At 46.7% G+C, this 17,160-nt stretch carries 16 protein-coding genes; 5 read left to right on the top strand and 11 right to left on the bottom strand.

Annotated features, from left to right (window positions below; all coding sequences use genetic code 11):
* The first annotated feature begins 1 nt into the window (after position 1).
* Genes U5R06_03465 through U5R06_03455 form a run of 3 tightly spaced genes read left to right on the top strand, consistent with a single transcriptional unit; the run spans position 2 to position 2,970 of the window.
* Positions 2-1,219, top strand: coding sequence for a glycine betaine/L-proline ABC transporter ATP-binding protein (locus U5R06_03465; protein ID MDZ7721895.1), 1,218 nt, complete (start codon positions 2-4; stop codon positions 1,217-1,219).
* 19 nt (positions 1,220-1,238) lie between these two features.
* Entirely contained in the window at positions 1,239-2,069 is an 831-nt protein-coding gene (locus tag U5R06_03460; GenBank protein MDZ7721894.1) for a proline/glycine betaine ABC transporter permease, read from the top strand.
* A 22-nt stretch (positions 2,070-2,091) separates the two neighbouring features.
* Positions 2,092-2,970: a glycine betaine ABC transporter substrate-binding protein gene (locus U5R06_03455; protein MDZ7721893.1), complete on the top strand. Its 879-nt coding sequence runs from the start codon at positions 2,092-2,094 to the stop codon at positions 2,968-2,970.
* Between the two features lie 132 nt (positions 2,971-3,102).
* Here U5R06_03455 and U5R06_03450 read toward each other — a convergent pair whose 3' ends face one another.
* Complete coding sequence (locus U5R06_03450; protein MDZ7721892.1) at positions 3,103-5,109, bottom strand: FlgD immunoglobulin-like domain containing protein; 2,007 nt, start codon at positions 5,107-5,109, stop codon at positions 3,103-3,105.
* 652 nt (positions 5,110-5,761) lie between these two features.
* On the opposite strand from U5R06_03450, the gene U5R06_03445 reads away from it, so the two are divergent.
* Together U5R06_03445 and U5R06_03440 are read left to right on the top strand one after the other, a co-directional pair.
* Positions 5,762-6,439: a DsrE family protein gene (locus U5R06_03445; protein ID MDZ7721891.1), complete on the top strand. Its 678-nt coding sequence runs from the start codon at positions 5,762-5,764 to the stop codon at positions 6,437-6,439.
* Positions 6,440-6,577: 138 nt separating this feature from the next.
* Complete coding sequence (locus tag U5R06_03440) at positions 6,578-6,784, top strand: hypothetical protein (GenBank protein MDZ7721890.1); 207 nt, start codon at positions 6,578-6,580, stop codon at positions 6,782-6,784.
* Between the two features lie 80 nt (positions 6,785-6,864).
* Here U5R06_03440 and U5R06_03435 read toward each other — a convergent pair whose 3' ends face one another.
* The 10 genes from U5R06_03435 to U5R06_03390 form a co-directional block, all read right to left on the bottom strand.
* Positions 6,865-8,082, bottom strand: coding sequence for a T9SS type A sorting domain-containing protein (locus U5R06_03435; protein MDZ7721889.1), 1,218 nt, complete (start codon positions 8,080-8,082; stop codon positions 6,865-6,867).
* Positions 8,066-9,826 carry an aryl-sulfate sulfotransferase gene (locus tag U5R06_03430; GenBank protein ID MDZ7721888.1) on the bottom strand — a complete coding sequence of 587 codons (1,761 nt, stop codon included), beginning with the start codon at positions 9,824-9,826 and terminating at the stop codon, positions 8,066-8,068. Before U5R06_03430 ends, U5R06_03435 begins: the two co-directional genes overlap by 17 nt.
* Before the next feature lie 227 nt (positions 9,827-10,053).
* Complete coding sequence (locus U5R06_03425) at positions 10,054-11,055, bottom strand: LacI family DNA-binding transcriptional regulator (GenBank protein ID MDZ7721887.1); 1,002 nt, start codon at positions 11,053-11,055, stop codon at positions 10,054-10,056.
* Between the two features lie 134 nt (positions 11,056-11,189).
* Positions 11,190-12,317, bottom strand: a complete 1,128-nt coding sequence (locus tag U5R06_03420) for a T9SS type A sorting domain-containing protein (protein MDZ7721886.1) — start codon at positions 12,315-12,317, stop codon at positions 11,190-11,192.
* Positions 12,305-12,628 (bottom strand): hypothetical protein, encoded by a 324-nt coding sequence (locus U5R06_03415; GenBank protein MDZ7721885.1) that lies wholly within the window; start codon positions 12,626-12,628, stop codon positions 12,305-12,307. The genes U5R06_03420 and U5R06_03415 overlap by 13 nt, the downstream gene beginning before the upstream one ends.
* 131 nt (positions 12,629-12,759) lie before the next feature.
* Positions 12,760-13,071 (bottom strand): hypothetical protein, encoded by a 312-nt coding sequence (locus U5R06_03410; protein ID MDZ7721884.1) that lies wholly within the window; start codon positions 13,069-13,071, stop codon positions 12,760-12,762.
* A 226-nt stretch (positions 13,072-13,297) separates the two neighbouring features.
* On the bottom strand, positions 13,298-13,642 hold the full coding sequence (locus U5R06_03405; GenBank protein ID MDZ7721883.1) for a hypothetical protein: 345 nt from the start codon (positions 13,640-13,642) through the stop codon (positions 13,298-13,300).
* 214 nt (positions 13,643-13,856) lie between these two features.
* Positions 13,857-14,969: a mannose-6-phosphate isomerase, class I gene (manA, locus tag U5R06_03400; protein MDZ7721882.1), complete on the bottom strand. Its 1,113-nt coding sequence runs from the start codon at positions 14,967-14,969 to the stop codon at positions 13,857-13,859.
* Positions 14,970-15,127: 158 nt separating this feature from the next.
* Positions 15,128-16,291 carry a glycosyl hydrolase gene (locus tag U5R06_03395; protein MDZ7721881.1) on the bottom strand — a complete coding sequence of 388 codons (1,164 nt, stop codon included), beginning with the start codon at positions 16,289-16,291 and terminating at the stop codon, positions 15,128-15,130.
* Between the two features lie 40 nt (positions 16,292-16,331).
* Positions 16,332-17,141, bottom strand: a complete 810-nt coding sequence (locus U5R06_03390) for a T9SS type A sorting domain-containing protein (protein ID MDZ7721880.1) — start codon at positions 17,139-17,141, stop codon at positions 16,332-16,334.
* Positions 17,142-17,160: the final 19 nt, after the last annotated feature.

Below are 17,160 nucleotides of genomic sequence, written 5' to 3'. Positions count from 1 at the left end.
TATGAGCCTTTTAGAAGTAAAGAATCTATACAAAATATTTGGTTCGAATCCGGAACGGGCATTTCCGCTATTGGAAAAAAATGTCTCCAAAGAGGAAATTCTTGAAAAAACCGGAAATACCGTTGCCATCGACAATGCCAATTTCTCAGTGGAGAAAAAAGAAACGTTTGTGATCATGGGATTGTCCGGCAGCGGTAAATCAACCATTATCCGATGTCTGAACCGTCTAATCGAGCCCACGCGGGGTGAGATTCTTCTGGACGGCGTCAACATACCGGATATGAGCAAACAGCAGTTACAGGAGCTCAGACGAACCAAAATGTCGATGGTGTTTCAGCATTTCGGCCTTTTGCCTCAGCGGACCGTACTTCGCAACGTCGAGTACGGTCTGGAAATATCCAAAGTGGATAAATCCGAGCGCGAAAACAAGGCCATGAATGCCATCGAACTGGTCGGATTAAAAGGCTATGAGCATAGTATGCCTGATGAACTGAGCGGCGGTATGCAACAACGCGTGGGCCTTGCCCGCGCGTTGGCCAATGATCCGGAAATCCTGTTAATGGATGAAGCTTTTAGTGCATTGGATCCTCTGATCCGCACCAATATGCAGGATGAACTCCTGGATTTGCAAGCTAAAATGCACAGAACCATCGTTTTCATTACCCATGATCTCGATGAAGCGCTTAAACTGGGTGATCGTATTGCGATACTGGGGCCGGGCGGTAAAGTTGTCCAAATCGGCACGTCGGAAGACATTCTGACCAATCCGGCCGATGATTATGTGAAAGCCTTTGTGCAAAACGTTGACCGCACAAAAGTGATCACAGCGTCCTCGATTATGCGTAAACCTTACACCATTATCAGTCCCAAGGACGGTCCCAAGGTCGCTATACACAATATGGAAAAGCACGGAACCTCGACCCTGTTTGTGACTGACAGTGACAGAGTATTAAAAGGTGTGATTCATATTGATGATGTGGTAAAACTTCGCAAGCAGGGTGTAAAGTCGGTTGAACCGGTGATCGTGAATGATGTTTACATCACCTCACCTGATAGTTCTATCGCAGAACTGCTGCCGACGGCCATGGTTGCTCATTATCCGGTTGCCGTGGTGGATGATGACAAACACCTATTGGGAGTTGTTGACCGCGCGTCTGTCATTGCCGAAGTCGGCAGTGAAGAAGACAATGAAATTGCTCCCACCTCATTAAGCGAATAGGAAATAAGGAGTTCAATCAATGATTGATTTAAAAATAGGAAAAGGATTTGAAGCAATCATCACCTGGTTGACCGCGAATCTGGGTCCTGTATTCGATGCGATCAGCAATGCAATATCCGGTCTTTTACAGGCTTTTGAAGGTCTGTTGTTATGGCCGCATCCCATGATTGTCATTGTACTTTTTACAATTTTGGCATGGATAACGGCAAAGCGCGGTATTGCACTCTTTACACTGATTGGAATGTTTCTGATCTACAATATGGGATTTTGGCAAGCCACAATGGAAACCCTGTCGCTGGTCATTACAGCGGTATTTATTGCTTTGGTTGTCGCAATCCCCATAGGAATCTGGGCATCCAAGAGTGAAGTTGTTGAACGCATTGTTCGTCCGATCCTTGACTTTATGCAGACTCTGCCGGCATTTGTTTATTTAATACCGGCCGTGCTGTTCTTTAAACTGGGCGCGGTTCCGGGAGTGGTTGCAACACTTATTTTTTCACTCCCGCCGGCTGTACGTCTCACCAATCTGGGCATTCGACAGGTGCCCAAGGAAATTAAAGAAGCAGCCGTCTCATTCGGGTCAAGTCCGTCCCAGATTTTATTCAAAGCTGAAATTCCCGTGGCTCTGCCCACCATTCTGGCTGGTGTAAACCAGACCATCATGCTGGCTTTGTCCATGGTTGTCATCGCCGGTATGATCGGCGCGGGCGGCCTGGGTAACGAGGTGTTGAAAGGGATTACCCAGCTGAAAATCGGGTTGGGTTTTGAAAGCGGTATATCAATTGTCATTTTAGCGATATTTCTCGACCGTGTTACACAAGCATTAGGTCAATCAACTCAAAACAAATAAATTAACTAAACGGGAGGTAACTATGAATCGTTTACTTCGCAGTACATTATTAGCAGCGCTCTTGGTCGTTTTCGTTATTGGTGGTCTGATGATCAATGGTTGTACACAACAGGCCGCCGGTGAAAAAACGGCAAACCTGGTTTATGTAAACTGGGCAGAAGGTGTAGCATACACAAATCTTGCCAAAGTCGTTCTGGAAGACAAAATGGGTTATGAGGTGAATATCACAGCCGCAGATGTCGGCCCTGCTTATACTTCGGTTGCACAGGGTGATCAGGATGCCTTTATGGAAACCTGGCTGCCGGTACTGCATGCCGACTATGTTGAACAATACAAAGACCAAATCGTTGACCTCGGTCATGTTTATGAAGGTACCCAGAGTGGTCTGGTCGTTCCTTCTTATGTCACGATCGATAAAATCAGTGAAATGAATGATCACGTTGATAAATTCGACGGCAAAATCACCGGTATCGACGCTGGCGCCGGCGTTATGAAAACAACGGAAAAGCTGATCGATGAATACGGCCTGGACTTTGAACTGGTTTCTTCAAGCGGTCCGGCCATGACCGCAGCGCTGCAGGAAGCCATTGCCGATGAAGAATGGATCGTGGTAACCGGATGGAAACCGCATTGGAAATTCGGTCGCTGGGACCTGAAATTCCTGGAACAGGATGAAGACAAAATGATGTGGAAATCGGGTAACATCCATATCAAAGGTCGTTTGAACATTGAATCTGATAAACCTGAACTGGCGCAGTTCCTGCGCAACATGTTCTTTACCGATGCTCAACTTGCCGATCTGATGCTTCAGGTCAAGGAATCTGATGCAACTGAAGAAGAAGTGGCAAGAAAATGGATGGCTGAAAATGAAGACCTGATCAGTTCCTGGATTCCTGAATAAACAGGATGCTTTTAATAAAGCCCTGCATTTTTATGCAGGGCTTTTTTTATGTCCACGATATACACTCGGGGAATTGTTCTATAAAACCGGGATAAATAATTTACCATGCATCCCGAGTCTTTACAGTAAATCTCAGCGTAACAGAACAGCCTTTGCCAGGGCCTGATAGTTATTCGCCCTCAGATGAATCAGGTATGTCCCGCTGCTCAGCGGCTGCCCCTTTTGATCAACACCATCCCAAATCATTCTATGAGTACCGGCGGGTAGATCGCCCAGGAGGTATTGATTGACTGTTTTACCGGAAATATTATAGATCAAAATCTCAACCCGCGCCGTAATCGGAAGATCATAAGCAATCACCGTAGACGCATTGAACGGATTCGGATAATTGGCATACAAAAGAAATTCCCGCGGCAGCGCATCCCGGTCGGCAACACCCGCAGGCCAGGACACCGTAACCTCGGCGATTCCTGCGATTCCGCTTTCCTCGTCGGTAGCGGTGATGGTGTAGGTTCCGGGCGTATCGCCGGCTGTATAGAATCCTGCGGAGTCGATGCTGCCGCCTTTTGCCGACCAGACAAGTGGAACATCCATAGCATCGCCGAGATCATCAAAGGCCTGTCCGGTAAACTGAACGGACTCGCCGGTAAGACAGAATGTGTCAGACGGACTCACCTGCACCTGTGCAAGCTGCGGGATATGCGACCCGAAAAACCGGATCGCGTAAATATTTTGATCCCTGTCGCTGGTATCCGCATGGTTGTATACCATTAAAAACTCGTTGGTTTTGCTGTTATGGGCAACACCAAGTCCAATGCCGCCATTTTCATGAATGCTTGTATCAATCGGAATAGTTTCAGTCGCACTGACAGTACCAATCTGATCATCATCCAACAGCAAAAGTTCATTCACTGGATTGATACCGAGTCGCTGTGCATAGAGATCAGCATTCACCCCAAATTCTGCATAATTTCCCCATCCCACCAGGTACTCATCATCGTATTGACCATAGGCCAGGTCCGGTGGTGAAGGCCAGCCCATCTGTTCACTGATTATAAAGCTCGATACAGATTCCGTCATGGCACCGTCTTTGTCAATATAAAAAGCTGCCCAGCCTTCATCCTGGCGGGCGAATCCGATACGCTGACCCCATATCTCATTATCATCATTTTCATTTGTCATGCCTTTCCACACAACCTGCATTTCTGTCGTATCCCGGGATGCTGCTTTTTGCAGAGAATTGGCATGAAATTCTGTACGCGATGCGACACGGGCCTGAAAACAGTCCGGTCCGTTGTTGAACATGCCGGAGATCATCATGGCCGGAAGCACCGACATGGCGCCGCCTGTCTTTGCCAGAACACTGCCGTCCGGCTGGATCAATTGTCCGCTATGATCAACGCGCTGGCCCAGGACTCTTCCAAAGCTTGTTCCGTATACCACGAAAAATTCATTGGTTATGTGATTATAGGTCACATCCGGCACACTTTCAAAGGTCCAGTCCGCTGCAGCGACGGGTATGTTTACAGTTGGATCTGCGGGATTGATCAACTCTCCGTCTGCTGTAATGAGCTGCCCAAACACATCTGCACCGGTCCAGCTGTTCTCACCTTCCGGCTCGTTGCGGAAATCACCCCATACAGCCAGGAACACGTTTTCACGCGTGTTAAAGGCGACTGAACACGTGTAAATATTGCTGTCATTGGAACAAATAGCAAACGAATGATACTCATCGGTCCCGGCGGGTTCGTAAAAGCTGCCGTCATGATTGACAAACACGCCGCTGATATCGCTTTTTCCTGCCTCACGCCAGTCCTCAAACACCACGAGAAACCGGTTGTTATCCGGATCAAAGGCCATACGCGGCCAGTACTGGGGGCCGGGTGCGCTGCAAACGGCAAAGTTATCGCCTTTTAATGTTCCGTCCGCATGAATAAACTGTCCGTAAATATCAGACCTGTCATCACGACTGTCCTCCCATACAGCCAGGTATTCGTTTTCAACCGGATTGTACTCTATCTGCGGAAACACCTGGGCCTCCAGCGCTTCAGATACAACAAGCGCGTCACTGTGTCCCTGTCCCCAAACCAGACTAACACCTACCACCCCCATCAGAAACAGCAAAGCGTACCTTGACATGCCTCTCTCCTCTCGTGTTGTGTTTTCAAGCCGTTTAAGAATTTTATTATTTTACGTTACTACTTTTGCTCAAAATCGGGAAGGACCTGTTAAAATATTGTGTGATCGGTATCGGTGAGCAGTGCTAATTTAAACATTTGAGAGATAAAGTCCAGTATTTTTTTAATTATTATTCCGACGGGAAATACGATAACCCGCGTTACAATAGTTTTCTCCGGTTTTTGTCATATGCTATATCTTTATCAGTTAGTGTTTCATAACAGATAAATTCATGGATTGGTTGCTAAAATTACGGTTTAGTATTAAAGAACAGTCCAATTCGACTTTTTCCTTGACTGTCAGTTAAAATATTTTATATTTAGTATAACTTTTAATCATCCACGTTTGATTTTATTCATTACATCAAAGGAGTATCTTATGAAACGATTTGCAATTCCCCGTGTTGCGCATTGCAGTGAGGGCTGTTGACTCTGGTCCTGAATACGACGTTAAACTTTTCGTTTAAACAGATGGACTGTCTAAAAAGACTGACCGATTTTTTCGGGCAGCGCCTTTTCATAAAAGGTGTACTTTTTAGACAGTCTTTTTTTTAACCGAGTTCCAACCCGAAAGTTTTTTTATATCTTGCTGATTCTGAAAACGGAGAACAATCATGAAACAATTCTTTTATGGACTGATTCTACTGGCAGTGGCAGTATCGGCGTTTGCTCAAAAACCGGACACCTCAAGCGCGGAAAAAACGACCTGCACTGAAACGCATCAATGGGAACCGCTCTCAGATCATGAACAAGCGCCCTGCTGTGAGAAAGCGGCTGATTCTGCACACTGCAGCAAACAGCATCCCTGCCATAAAAACACAAAAAACACCGGCTGCAAGGGTAACACCGCTTTAAAAGGCTGCGGGCATGATAAAGGAACACACGAGTGTCAACAAAATTGCAAAAGCAACTGTGCACATGATTCGCATTCGGGCTGTAAAACCTGTCAATGTCAAACGGACAGTCTTGTTATTCTCTGGTCCACCGGTGATGCGGATGTGTTCAGCAAGGTCATTTTTCCATACAGTATTAATGCCGCAAAACAGGGATGGTGGCAGAGTGTGGAAGTGTTGATATGGGGCCCTTCGGCCAACCGGGTCAAGGAAGACAAAGACCTGCACGAAAAGCTCAAACAGGCAAAAACATCCGGTGTCACGCTTACGGCTTGTCAATGGTGTGCAGAACAATATAAAGCTGTAGATGTTCTGGAGAACCTGGGAGTTGATGTCAAGTATATGGGAAAACCGCTCACTCGGTATCTGAAATCCGGGCATAAAGTGCTTGTTTTTTGATCGAAATGAAAAAATTATACCCGGTTATCAATCTGCCAAAAAGTACATGATGAGTACCAAAACTCTGCTGTTGTTTTTTTGATTGTGTCCTTTACACCGCTTTTTTCAGCAGAATGTTCACCCATCGTCGATAGAGACATGGTGTTTGAAGAACAGAACAGCATGCTTGCGGTTGAAGCAGAATACGTTTACAAGCAAACAAAAACCGAGATCAGACGCTGGTATCGTTTCGGCAAAAATGAATGGCCCAGACCCGGCCGCGATGTAGACGTTCCGCATTCGGCGAATGCCAGCAACCATGCTTATCTTGAAAAGCTGCATTTCATTGTAGATATCCCCTTTTAGAATCCATAGTTTACACAAACAGTACGTTCTGTAGAACGTACTGTTTGTGTCAGGGTCCAGGCTAAACCTCCTGTTTCGATTCAACGCACCAGTGTACATGGTTTCCAGAGCACCGAGTGATCAGTTTTCAGTTTGATCAAATAAATGCCGCTGGGCAGCTGTTCGGCGCTCCATTGTCTGCTATAACTGCCGGCGTGCTGATATCCGTTGAAAATTTGCTGGACATGCTGACCCCGTATATTGTAAACATCTAATTGGACATGCTCCGAATGGTTCAGGGTATAGCTGATGCGGGTCGTTGAATTAAACGGGTTGGGACAGGAGGTCAGCTGCATAGCATCCGGTATTGCCGGAGCCGATTCTTTCACCCCGGTCAATGGGTCAATTTGCGCATCAGAGTTATTCCAGTGTACCCGATCCGCAAGCTCACAGGCGCCCGCAGCCGCCACGGTTACTTTGTTGAATCGATCAGTGATAGAATTCCCGGGCTCCAGAGAATTGGATAGGGTACTGCGATCCAGATGCATCCCCGCGTCATTATCGCTTGCTGATTCAAGCGGATAGCCGAGAAGCGACTCGACATAAGACCGGTCCGGATTTAATCTCACAAATCGGCAGGCTGTATTCAAAAAAGCGTTATATTGATTCAGAATATGCGGATGATCCGGGGCCACCTGCACATGATCTGTATCACTGGCCACGACCATGAAAAACAAATCGGGAACATTTTCCACAACCGTTTCGATCCAGTATTCTCCATTGCGCAGACGCCAGAATCTTTTATTTTCCTGCAAATCCGGTATATGATCAGGTGGGGCGGCCGGGAACAGATTACGGTTCAACGCCTCAGTGTGCAGGCGCTCGGAATAGAAAGCTTTCAAGGTGTCATTCAGTTTAAAAACAAGCGGATAGAATATAAAATCAGTACCGCGGTCCACCTGCTCATCCTGATCCTCATCGATATAAAGACTGCCCGACACGTTTCCGCCGCCTCCCAACAAGGGAACCTGTATGGAAGGATCCCATTTCAGATTGCTAAAATCCCAGTCCCCGGTTTGCGGATCATAGGCAGGATTGACACCGCTATTAAACGGCCGCAGCGTATTTTCGGACTTTGCTCCGGCTTCCGCCTGCGGCAACCCATCTCCGACTGGTGATTCCCAATTCAATATCCAGGATAATCCGGGGCATCCATCAGCATGAAACCCGGCTGTGCGGAGACTTGTATTGCCTGCATTTGACCACCCAACCAATCCGATATTATCAGAAGATACAGGCATATCAGGGTAATAGGTCATCCAACATTAGACCGGACGAATCCGGTCGGGTTTGAGCGGCAAATTGAATGATATCCCGCAGGGCGAGAAGACTGCCCGGTCCGCGATAATCATACTCTCCTCCGCTTTTTGCTCCACCTTTACCTCCGCCGGGAAAATTGAAGCGAATTTCAACAAAACCTTCATCGGCCAATCCGGTTTGTCTTTCATCCAGTCCTTCGCTGTCAAATCCTCCGGCCACATAGATGGCAATCGGGGCGCCGTTTTGATACCTCGGAGTTTCAGGTGCAGTGACACGCACCTGCAGACCGTCGGAAGAAGCAGCATTACAGGGTATACGTGTATAAAGATCACGTTGCGATTCGCGGGCATGTTCGAGAGGTCCGGTCGGGATCAAATCCTGACCGAGTAATCCCGGATAGTCCACCGGATAACGCCAAGCCCTGAAAACATTATTGACCCGGTCCTTTCCAGACTCGAATACGCTGTCACCCTGAGACAGAATACCCTGATTGGTAACCGGATTGATGTATTTCCATACGGTTTGTCCGTTTTCTGTTACTTCGAAAAATGTTCCATGCGTGCCGTCACAGATCAGTGTATTCCCGTTCGTCAGCCGCTGTGTCCCGGAGATATGATCAGCGTAAAAGGTTTTGCGGGGATCAGCTGTAAACGTCCAGGTAAAATCCTCAGGTGCAAACGTAGAGTCTGTATTTTTAACATAGGTATCATCCGTATCTAAAAGCGGAGTCAATTCGTCTATACTGCTGTACGCAAACGGTTGTCTGCCTTTGCCGTTATTGAACAATAAAATATTCCCGCCGCCGGGGAGATTTGCATCTATCCATTGCGCATCATGTTGATAAAATAATTGTTGGCCTGAGGCTGAATGACTGTCCCATGTTGCATCATTGCCCCATCGGTACAAAAGATCTCCTCCCCTACCACAGCGCCCGCCGGTATGTCCTGCCGCTTGTTCGCTTGTTGTACTGTGGTCAATAACCCAGATCTCGCTAAAAGCTCTGACACTGAGCAAAATCTGATCCAAATCCGCATTATAATCAACAGAATTGGTGTGATTCCAGTCCGCACCGATACCGGTGGATGATCGATAATTGATATTAATCAATTGCGGATTTTCCGAAATATGCCCGTAATTATCTTTTGACGGATCAAAATCCTGGATCAAATGATCCCAAACATGCCACTTCCAGACAATATTGCCGCCGTTATTGCCCTGCGGTTCAATTTCCAGTATGCAATCCGGCCAGAGTCCCTTGTGATTGACCAGCGCCGAATCGCAGCCGGCCTGAATAGCGTCCTGCCGGGATTTCATTTCCCACGCGATCACTAGTATATTTCCATTCGGCAGCTGTTCAACATCGTGATGCTGACAGATTGTATCATTGGAGCAAATGTATTCCCAGATCACTTGACTCTGCCAATCCAAGTTTCGGATCGCTCCACCGCGTCCTCCGGCTGCAAACAGCGAATTTTGCAGATCGCAGGTGCGCAGCAGACTGCCGTCTTTGAGCAGGTACACCGAGTTACCGGGCGAATAATCGCCCGTCCAGGAATGCACCAGGTTTCCATCATGATCAATCAGATAGGTGTCAGTGGCGCTCAGAGGCGCAAAGAGTGTATATCCGGGACAGGAGCCGGATTCTTTCGTTACTAATCCGACCGTGTTTTCCTGTGGATACAAGAAAATTGTCCATCCCAGACACATCAAAACTGCAGAAAAGAAACACAAATTCCGGGACATGATACCTCCTGCTGGATAATGAAAAGTTGTCAGCATTCTAATGACACAAAGTTAAACGAATTACTTTTCAGTTTATTATCCACAATGTGGAAAATATAATGTTTTCCAGGCAAGGCAGGTTTTATCTGATCATAAAAAATGCTTTAACGACAAAAACGAGTACACGATACGATCGAGCAGAGGAGCCTATCTATCGGATAGGCATGCTGTGGGAAAAGAGTGTATTTTTAAATATGCCGCACGGATTCACGTACCACCAATCGTGTGGGAACCAGTGTGGTATTGGGCTCAATATCGCTGTCCTGGATGACGCTGATCATGCGTCTGACGGCTATGGACCCCATTTCTTCTTTATAAACCCGGACTGTGGTTAAAGGCGGTGACGCCATGCGCGACAGTTCGATATCATCAAAGCCGACCACACTGATATCTCCTGCAATCGCCAGTCCGCGTTCAGTAATAGCTTTATAAGCATAAATGGCATTAATATCATTAGCAGAAAAAAGGGCAGTGGGCGGATTATCCAGATCGAGTAATCTGGCGGTGTGCTCGTAGCCTTTTTCCAGGCCGCCGGTTTGAACCAGTTCTTCACTAAAGGGTATATTGTTGAATTTCAGCGCCCGTTTATATCCCCTGAACCTCTGAGAAAAGCTTTGCCGTTCCAGATCCCCGCTGATAAAACCGATTCGTTGATGGCCGCTTTGAATCAAATATTGCACCGCCTGCATGGCGCCGTCTTCGTTATCTATCAAAATTTGGCACCATTTTGATTCCTGTTCAATCTTGGGATCAATCAAAATAAGAGGAAGATCGATTTGTTTCAACTGGTCTACAAATGTCTGATTGATCACCCCGACGAGTATCAAACCATCGATCTGTCGCTCACGGATCATTTTTGGAATTTCGCTCTTGTTTTCATCCGAAATCAGCTGTAGAACAAGGTTGTAATTGTGAATAGCCAACTCGGCTTCAATGCCTTCCAACACCCGGGAATAAAACGGATTACTGGACAGCGGCTGACTCTCGCGGCAAAAAATAACACCGATATTTTCTGTAGATTTGCTCTTTAATGCTTTTCCAAACGCATTCGGGTAGAAATTATTTTCTTTGGCAATTTTTAGGATTCGTTTTTTTGTGGTCTGACTTACATCAGATCTGTTATTCAGAGCTTTAGAGACGGTTGAAACAGAACAATTAGCAGCTTGAGCGATGTCCTTGATGGTTTTCAATACAATTGATCCTCTAAATTTAAATGATATTTGAAAGTAGACGCATAAAGTAACAATGAATAGCTAAAAAAACAAGAATTATTTAAAAGGCCGCATCGACGACTGACAGCCGTTAAATTTAGTGCACATTGATACTATTTGTAAAGCATCATACGTTTCTTCAGTTCAAGCTCATCGGTGCACACGCGATAAATGTAAACCCCACTGGGCAAATCCTTTCCGTTAAAGCGAAGCGTGTGATGACCCGGTTTTAGCATAGGATATTGTTTTTCAAAGACAAGATTCCCGAGAATATTATAAACCTGCAGAGACACATTTTCAATTCCGGGGATAAAAAACTGTATCAACGTCTCCGAATTGAAAGGATTCGGATAATTCTGATCCAGAGAAAACGCTTTAGGAATCTGCCCACTATTTGCCTGAAGGCCAACAGGCGCCAAAAGTCTGGCGCGGGAAATCATAGAAACAGAATCATTCCAGCTGTGATACAATGTCAAACGCAATGCATAATCACCGGCAACCAGTCCGTGAGTGGGCCATATCCCCAATTGACCGCGATAGACCGGATTGTGGCGCATACCGTCAACAGTCCGCCATACCGGATCTTGAGCAGCCGGGCTGTAGTGCAATTTATACCCCTCTAACTGAATATCGCATTCCGGACCGCTTTTTATTCGCGCCGTTCCATGTAAAGGAAATTCACTGTCGATATTACCTTCCTGATAGAACAATTCAGACTGAAACACGACAGCAGACTGCTTTGCTTCAGGTTCTGATACGGTCTTGACATTAGCCAGAAACATAATAGACTCTTCATCCGCATTAATATGCGGCCCCATAAATGCGGATTCAGCGCCGATCAAAAACGCATTGTTGCGGGATACTGCCTGCGACCGGATCATGCTGCCTACAACAATGGTTGCAGATTTGTTGAATGCGCCTATATAACCGCCGGTCCCGTCACAAACCGAGTTGTTTATCGTGACATGTGAGCTGTCTTGTGACAAACATTCTCCAAACACAGAATTTTCAATCGTTAGTCGTACCTCACCGGATGCATAATAACTCCAGGTCTGCACATCACTGTTGATCAATTTCAAATGTCTGTCCGGCACCCCGATCACATCATTCGTGTGTGATGAAGAATTGGTGATATTGCTCACATGAACTGAATCTGATTGTTTAAACATGAGCCCTACGGTGCGAAATCGTGTATCCCGGAACACAGCTTCTGAGCCGTTTTCTGATATCAGTCCCCACATGACATCACGGCAGTTATTGATTTGAATCGAATAGGGAATGCCGGCAATATCCTCAAGCAGTCAGAAAAACTCCAGGATAACGGCGACTGTTCGGGAAGCGTCATGTCCACCTCGGCGGAATCCGGAAGAACCAGCCATTGCAGCAAAAACTCGCAATCGGTAAATTCAAGCGCATTTCTGCCCATACAGAGAAACTCACCCGGCGTGTCAACCCGAGAGAGGGTGCCCCTGCTGTCGCCCATAAGCGCCACGGTTATAAAACCGTTTTCAATCCGGGAATCTTTCATCACATAATGGCTGCTGTCGGTCATTCCAATACTCCAGCTCTCATTGCCCGATTGAAACAGGATATCAGAGATATCTAAAAGGCTGTTATCGAGCAGCAGGGCCTGATGCTCATAGCTGTAGCTTTGGATGATCTCTACCCGGCCTGCGGAAATATTCAGTTCAGCGTTCCGAAAAGATAAATATCTCCTTTGATACGGAAATTTGCATCTGTTACATTCAAAACACCGTTATTCACAATGATAAGATTACCGTCCAGGTAATAATTTCCGGAAACATTCACGGTCTCGTTCGGGTCGGTTTCTCCAATCACCCAGTCATCGCCGGTCTGCAACGTCCGATATCCGTCCCTAGAAAGACGGTTCGCTTTTGAGGAAATCGACTGCGGTCCTGTCAGAATATCAAACGGACCTGCTGAAAGCAATGATGCCGCTGTCAGGATTGCTGAGACTATGTAATGAAATGCCATATTGAATCCCTTTGTGTTATAAAAGCTACCCTTGATTCACTTTTATACTGCATGATACAATATATAAATTTTTTCCCTTAAAAGACAGGTGAAACAACCCGGATTTAACGAACCAGCTTTACAGTTCGGGATTGGGTTATTCCCTGAGCCTGCATGATACAGAAATACAGACCGCTGGCGACGCGATAATACAATTTTGGAATAGACGGCAACTCGTAATATGCGGTCACCGTCCGGGTCTACAGCAGGCACCCAGTGAAAGGTCAATGCCGACCAGATCAGCTGCACTGGTCAAGGCGAGCGACATCGGTCCGCAAGACGAATATCCGGAAACAGAAAGACATTTCAAAGGATTACTGATGTTGCAGCCGGAAACGGGAGATTCATAGTGACTGCGGTTTTCCACAAAATACATCCACAACACCAATGCTTTCTCACGATCCGATGCAGTGCCGGATAATATTTCTGCGATGAGGGTTTGATTTGAATACCAGTTGGCCCGGTTGTTGAAAACCAGTCGTGGAGCTTTGACAGTTGTTGAACCTGTATTGCAAATAGACAAAGAGTCCATGGGCTGGAACACCTGCTTACTGTTCTGCGAATACCCCTTTGTAAAAGTGTTCTATGCGTCTAAAAGGCCCTGCATCCTCACAATCGTACTGCACGGCGATGCTGAAATATGCAAAGAACATGAATCTTGAGTGATACTGCTACCAAAACCCTGTATTCCCCAAACCAATAAAATGAAACTGACTGTTTTCATCATCAGCTCCGCTGATTGATGATTAAATGGCCTCTGGAGTGCTCGCTCTAAACACGGTAGCCTCCGGGATTCCTTCTAATCCATATTCGTCCAGGCACGCCGGTATAAAGACAGACTGGCCCCGGCCAAAGGAAGCGCTGTGGGGTCCCTCCTGGCGCCAGGTTAACTTGATTTCACCCTCTGTAATCAGGAGAATCTCGGGGCGGTTTTTTGTGACTATTTTTTGAGAACCCAGCCGTATTTTTTCCAGATCAAAATCATCCACCGGCGTTTCATAAAAGGCGCATTTCATCCCTTTGTCGGACAATACCGTTAAAGGCGCAGGATCACAGTCAATAATATCAGCAAGCGTCTGAACATCCTTGTATTTCGGCGTTAATCCCACACGCACCACATTATCACTGTTGGCCATACATTCAATAATATTACCGGATACATAGGCATGCGGCAGACCGGCCCGAAGAAATATGGCGTCGCCCGCATTCAGGTTCATGATCTGCAGTAAAAACACAAAGACCAATCCCACATCTCCGTGCCGATACGTATTCCATAGCTTGACAAACAGTTTTTCGGCATTATCAAGGTCTCTAATTTGTTGGCAAAGACGCTGGTACAATTCTGTGAGGATTCGGGCTAAATCATCCGATCGCTTTTCTGACTGGTGCAAAATTTCTACAATCAGGGTTTTTATATGACCGGCATGCCGATCCACAGGCAGAGGCAACACCTTCATCCAGCGACTGACAAAACCACGTCCCAGGAAATGTACAAACTCGGGATATTTCTCGAGGGTATACAGGATATCATCGATGGGTTTTAAACCGACCAGCGCGGTCAAATGATCCAGAGCCACGGCAATTTCCGGTTTGTGATTGCTGTCCGGATAATGTACCGGATCGCGTTCAAACAGGGTCACAGCCTGTTCCTTATTGGGGTGAGCTTGAATCGACAGCGGTTCACCAATCGAGAGCACCTTGAACAAAAAAGGCAATGTGTTGTTAAAACGCCTGCTGACCTCAGATCCCAGTATTTTTACCGGGAATTGCTCAACAAGCCGACTGAGGGGAACATAGCGTCCGTTCATATTGAGCTCGGGACGAAGCGCCCGCATGCGCTCCCATCCACAATTCAGCATAAGGTTCTCCCGGCTGAGCCGGTTCACCTAAAAACCTCGGAATAAAGGCCTTGTTGTCCCGTGTCCCCCAGGCATATTTCATCACCCGGTTTCTCATCAAATAGGGCTGTGGCTGAATATTCAATTAATTCCTTCCCTGGTCATATTGCATTTTTCAATCATTTATATAGTCTAAACACTTTAATCAACGTCTCTCTTCCATACATGTCCGGTAAATCAGCTTCGAACCAGGTCAAAGGATCGTTGTAAAACTCGATAAAATCAGGAGCGCTGGAATGCCCCGGATAGGGTGCAAAATGATGATTCCGCGTCCAATTGCGCCATACCAGCAAAAATGAAAGCTGCGAGGTGGCGCTGTCATGCTTTATCGGTCTCAAAAGATACTGCGTCCACCAGTTTTTAATCGGGATCGATTCGTAACCGGTTTCGGTCAAAGCAGGCACCTTGCCTCGGGACGCGGCCATACGGTTAAGCCGGGTAATCTGAGCCCTGAATGTAGGAATCTGGTCCGAGGAATAAAGACTGTAGCAATCCAGGCCTAAAATATCCACATAATCATCTCCGGGATATCGATCCAGATATTCCGCATCACTGACATAAGCGGACGGTGAATAGGCATACAGCAGATTGTGCACATTTTTTGTATCACGTAAATACTCGACGGTAAACCGCCACAAGTCGATATACTGTTTGCGGGTGCAGGATCCGACCCCCCACCAGAACCAGGCGCCGTTATGTTCATGCCAGGGTCTGAAAATGACAGGAACGGGCTCATCATTTTCTCCTTTGATATCCTTGAAAAATGCTGCGATATCATTTAATATTTCTTTGAATTTTTCATGATGCGAGCCGCCAGGCAGCAAGTACGGAACCGCACGCTCCGTATCCCAGGCATCGCCCCCGGACACTGGATTGTCCAGATGCAGACTGGCAGTATTAATGCCGCCGCGTTTATATCCGAGTTGCATCCAGAATTTCATGCCTTCAAAGTCAACGCCATCCAGATTAAAAGATGACGATTCGATATCCCCGAGGTCCCAGCCGTACACCGCCGGATAATCGCCGACCACCAATTCGACATCAGACTTGCCGTATTCGCTGTTCCAGTCAATCCCATAAGCGAGATCATCCTGATGCCCGAACATCACGGCGTCTCCCATATATTTACGCAGATTATGGAACAAATACTTTGTTTCCCGGCTTGCATCCGGATCGACAATTTGAACCTCCGGGGCGGGACCGGGATCATTGGGACCGGTTCCGCTGTCATTGGAACAGGACAGAAAAAGCAGCATGATACAAAAGCTGTATAAAAATCTCATAGTTTTATCCATGTTATAAATTCTTTGGCTGCTGAACGGTTTATTTAAGCAGGAGCATGCGTCTTACCTGAACATGCGATTGGGTACGCATCCGGTAAAAATAAATCCCGCTGGACAATTGTCCGGCATCAAAAGACACACGATGAGCGCCCGCGGGTTTGAGTCCGTTTTCCAGCATAGAAACACGTCTGCCGTTCATATCAATGATTTCAATTTTCACATGCTCAGCAGCCGGCAAATGATATTCAATCGTTGTAACCGGATTAAACGGATTGGGATAATTCTGTTTCAGATCATAGTCTTTTACGGTCAGACTCTTGCTTTCAGAATCATCGGGTTCCTCTACCGTTAGAATTTCACCCAGAGTTCGATCGTTGGGCCGCTGTCCGGAATCGTCATACAGCCACTCACTGTTGAGATCCACATAAAAGGTCGTGCTGGAAAAAAGCCGGGCATCCATGGAAAGCAACGGATTGTCTTCTCCGGCTGTATGCACCTCAACAGCCAGTACATTTTCTCCCGAACGCATCACCGTAGAGACGAGGTCGTTGCTCAATGTTACGATTTTGTTGTTGGTTTTTTGTTCATAGGCCGGATCATCAGCGGACAATTCACCGGACGCTACATTGGTTCGATAAACCTCTGTTCCGTTGATATAGGCCACGGCGCCGCTGTTGAATTTGAGTAAAAGTCCCAGCGGCTCATTCGGACCATTAAACTCAAAATGCTTGCGGAAATAGATTGTGGTCTGTTCCCGGGTCGCAGAGCCTTCGAATTCCGCACCGAATCCCAGAGGAGCCACCGCCTGTTTCCAATCACGGTCCGGATATGCCGGATCAGTCCACAGCACCGGCGCCTGCCAGGGTATC

The sequence above is a fragment of the candidate division KSB1 bacterium genome (genome assembly GCA_034521575.1).
Classification (GTDB): domain Bacteria; phylum Zhuqueibacterota; class Zhuqueibacteria; order Residuimicrobiales; family Krinioviventaceae; genus JAXHMJ01.
Note: the sequence above shows the minus strand (reverse complement) of the source record. Positions and strands in the feature narration are given on the sequence as shown.

What these genes read in the sequence shown, in the direction of transcription:
- U5R06_03465 (MDZ7721895.1), top strand. Translation starts at nt 2, where the DNA reads ATGAGCCTTTTAGAAGTAAAGAATCTATACAAAATATTTGGTTCGAAT.
- U5R06_03460 (MDZ7721894.1), top strand. Translation starts at nt 1,239, where the DNA reads ATGATTGATTTAAAAATAGGAAAAGGATTTGAAGCAATCATCACCTGG.
- U5R06_03455 (MDZ7721893.1), top strand. Translation starts at nt 2,092, where the DNA reads ATGAATCGTTTACTTCGCAGTACATTATTAGCAGCGCTCTTGGTCGTT.
- U5R06_03450 (MDZ7721892.1), bottom strand. Translation starts at nt 5,109, where the DNA reads ATGTCAAGGTACGCTTTGCTGTTTCTGATGGGGGTGGTAGGTGTTAGT.
- U5R06_03445 (MDZ7721891.1), top strand. Translation starts at nt 5,762, where the DNA reads ATGAAACAATTCTTTTATGGACTGATTCTACTGGCAGTGGCAGTATCG.
- U5R06_03440 (MDZ7721890.1), top strand. Translation starts at nt 6,578, where the DNA reads ATGGTGTTTGAAGAACAGAACAGCATGCTTGCGGTTGAAGCAGAATAC.
- U5R06_03435 (MDZ7721889.1), bottom strand. Translation starts at nt 8,082, where the DNA reads ATGACCTATTACCCTGATATGCCTGTATCTTCTGATAATATCGGATTG.
- U5R06_03430 (MDZ7721888.1), bottom strand. Translation starts at nt 9,826, where the DNA reads ATGTCCCGGAATTTGTGTTTCTTTTCTGCAGTTTTGATGTGTCTGGGA.
- U5R06_03420 (MDZ7721886.1), bottom strand. Translation starts at nt 12,317, where the DNA reads ATGTGGGGACTGATATCAGAAAACGGCTCAGAAGCTGTGTTCCGGGAT.
- U5R06_03415 (MDZ7721885.1), bottom strand. Translation starts at nt 12,628, where the DNA reads ATGACCGACAGCAGCCATTATGTGATGAAAGATTCCCGGATTGAAAAC.
- U5R06_03410 (MDZ7721884.1), bottom strand. Translation starts at nt 13,071, where the DNA reads ATGGCATTTCATTACATAGTCTCAGCAATCCTGACAGCGGCATCATTG.
- U5R06_03405 (MDZ7721883.1), bottom strand. Translation starts at nt 13,642, where the DNA reads ATGGACTCTTTGTCTATTTGCAATACAGGTTCAACAACTGTCAAAGCT.
- manA (MDZ7721882.1), bottom strand. Translation starts at nt 14,969, where the DNA reads ATGCTGAATTGTGGATGGGAGCGCATGCGGGCGCTTCGTCCCGAGCTC.
- U5R06_03395 (MDZ7721881.1), bottom strand. Translation starts at nt 16,291, where the DNA reads ATGAGATTTTTATACAGCTTTTGTATCATGCTGCTTTTTCTGTCCTGT.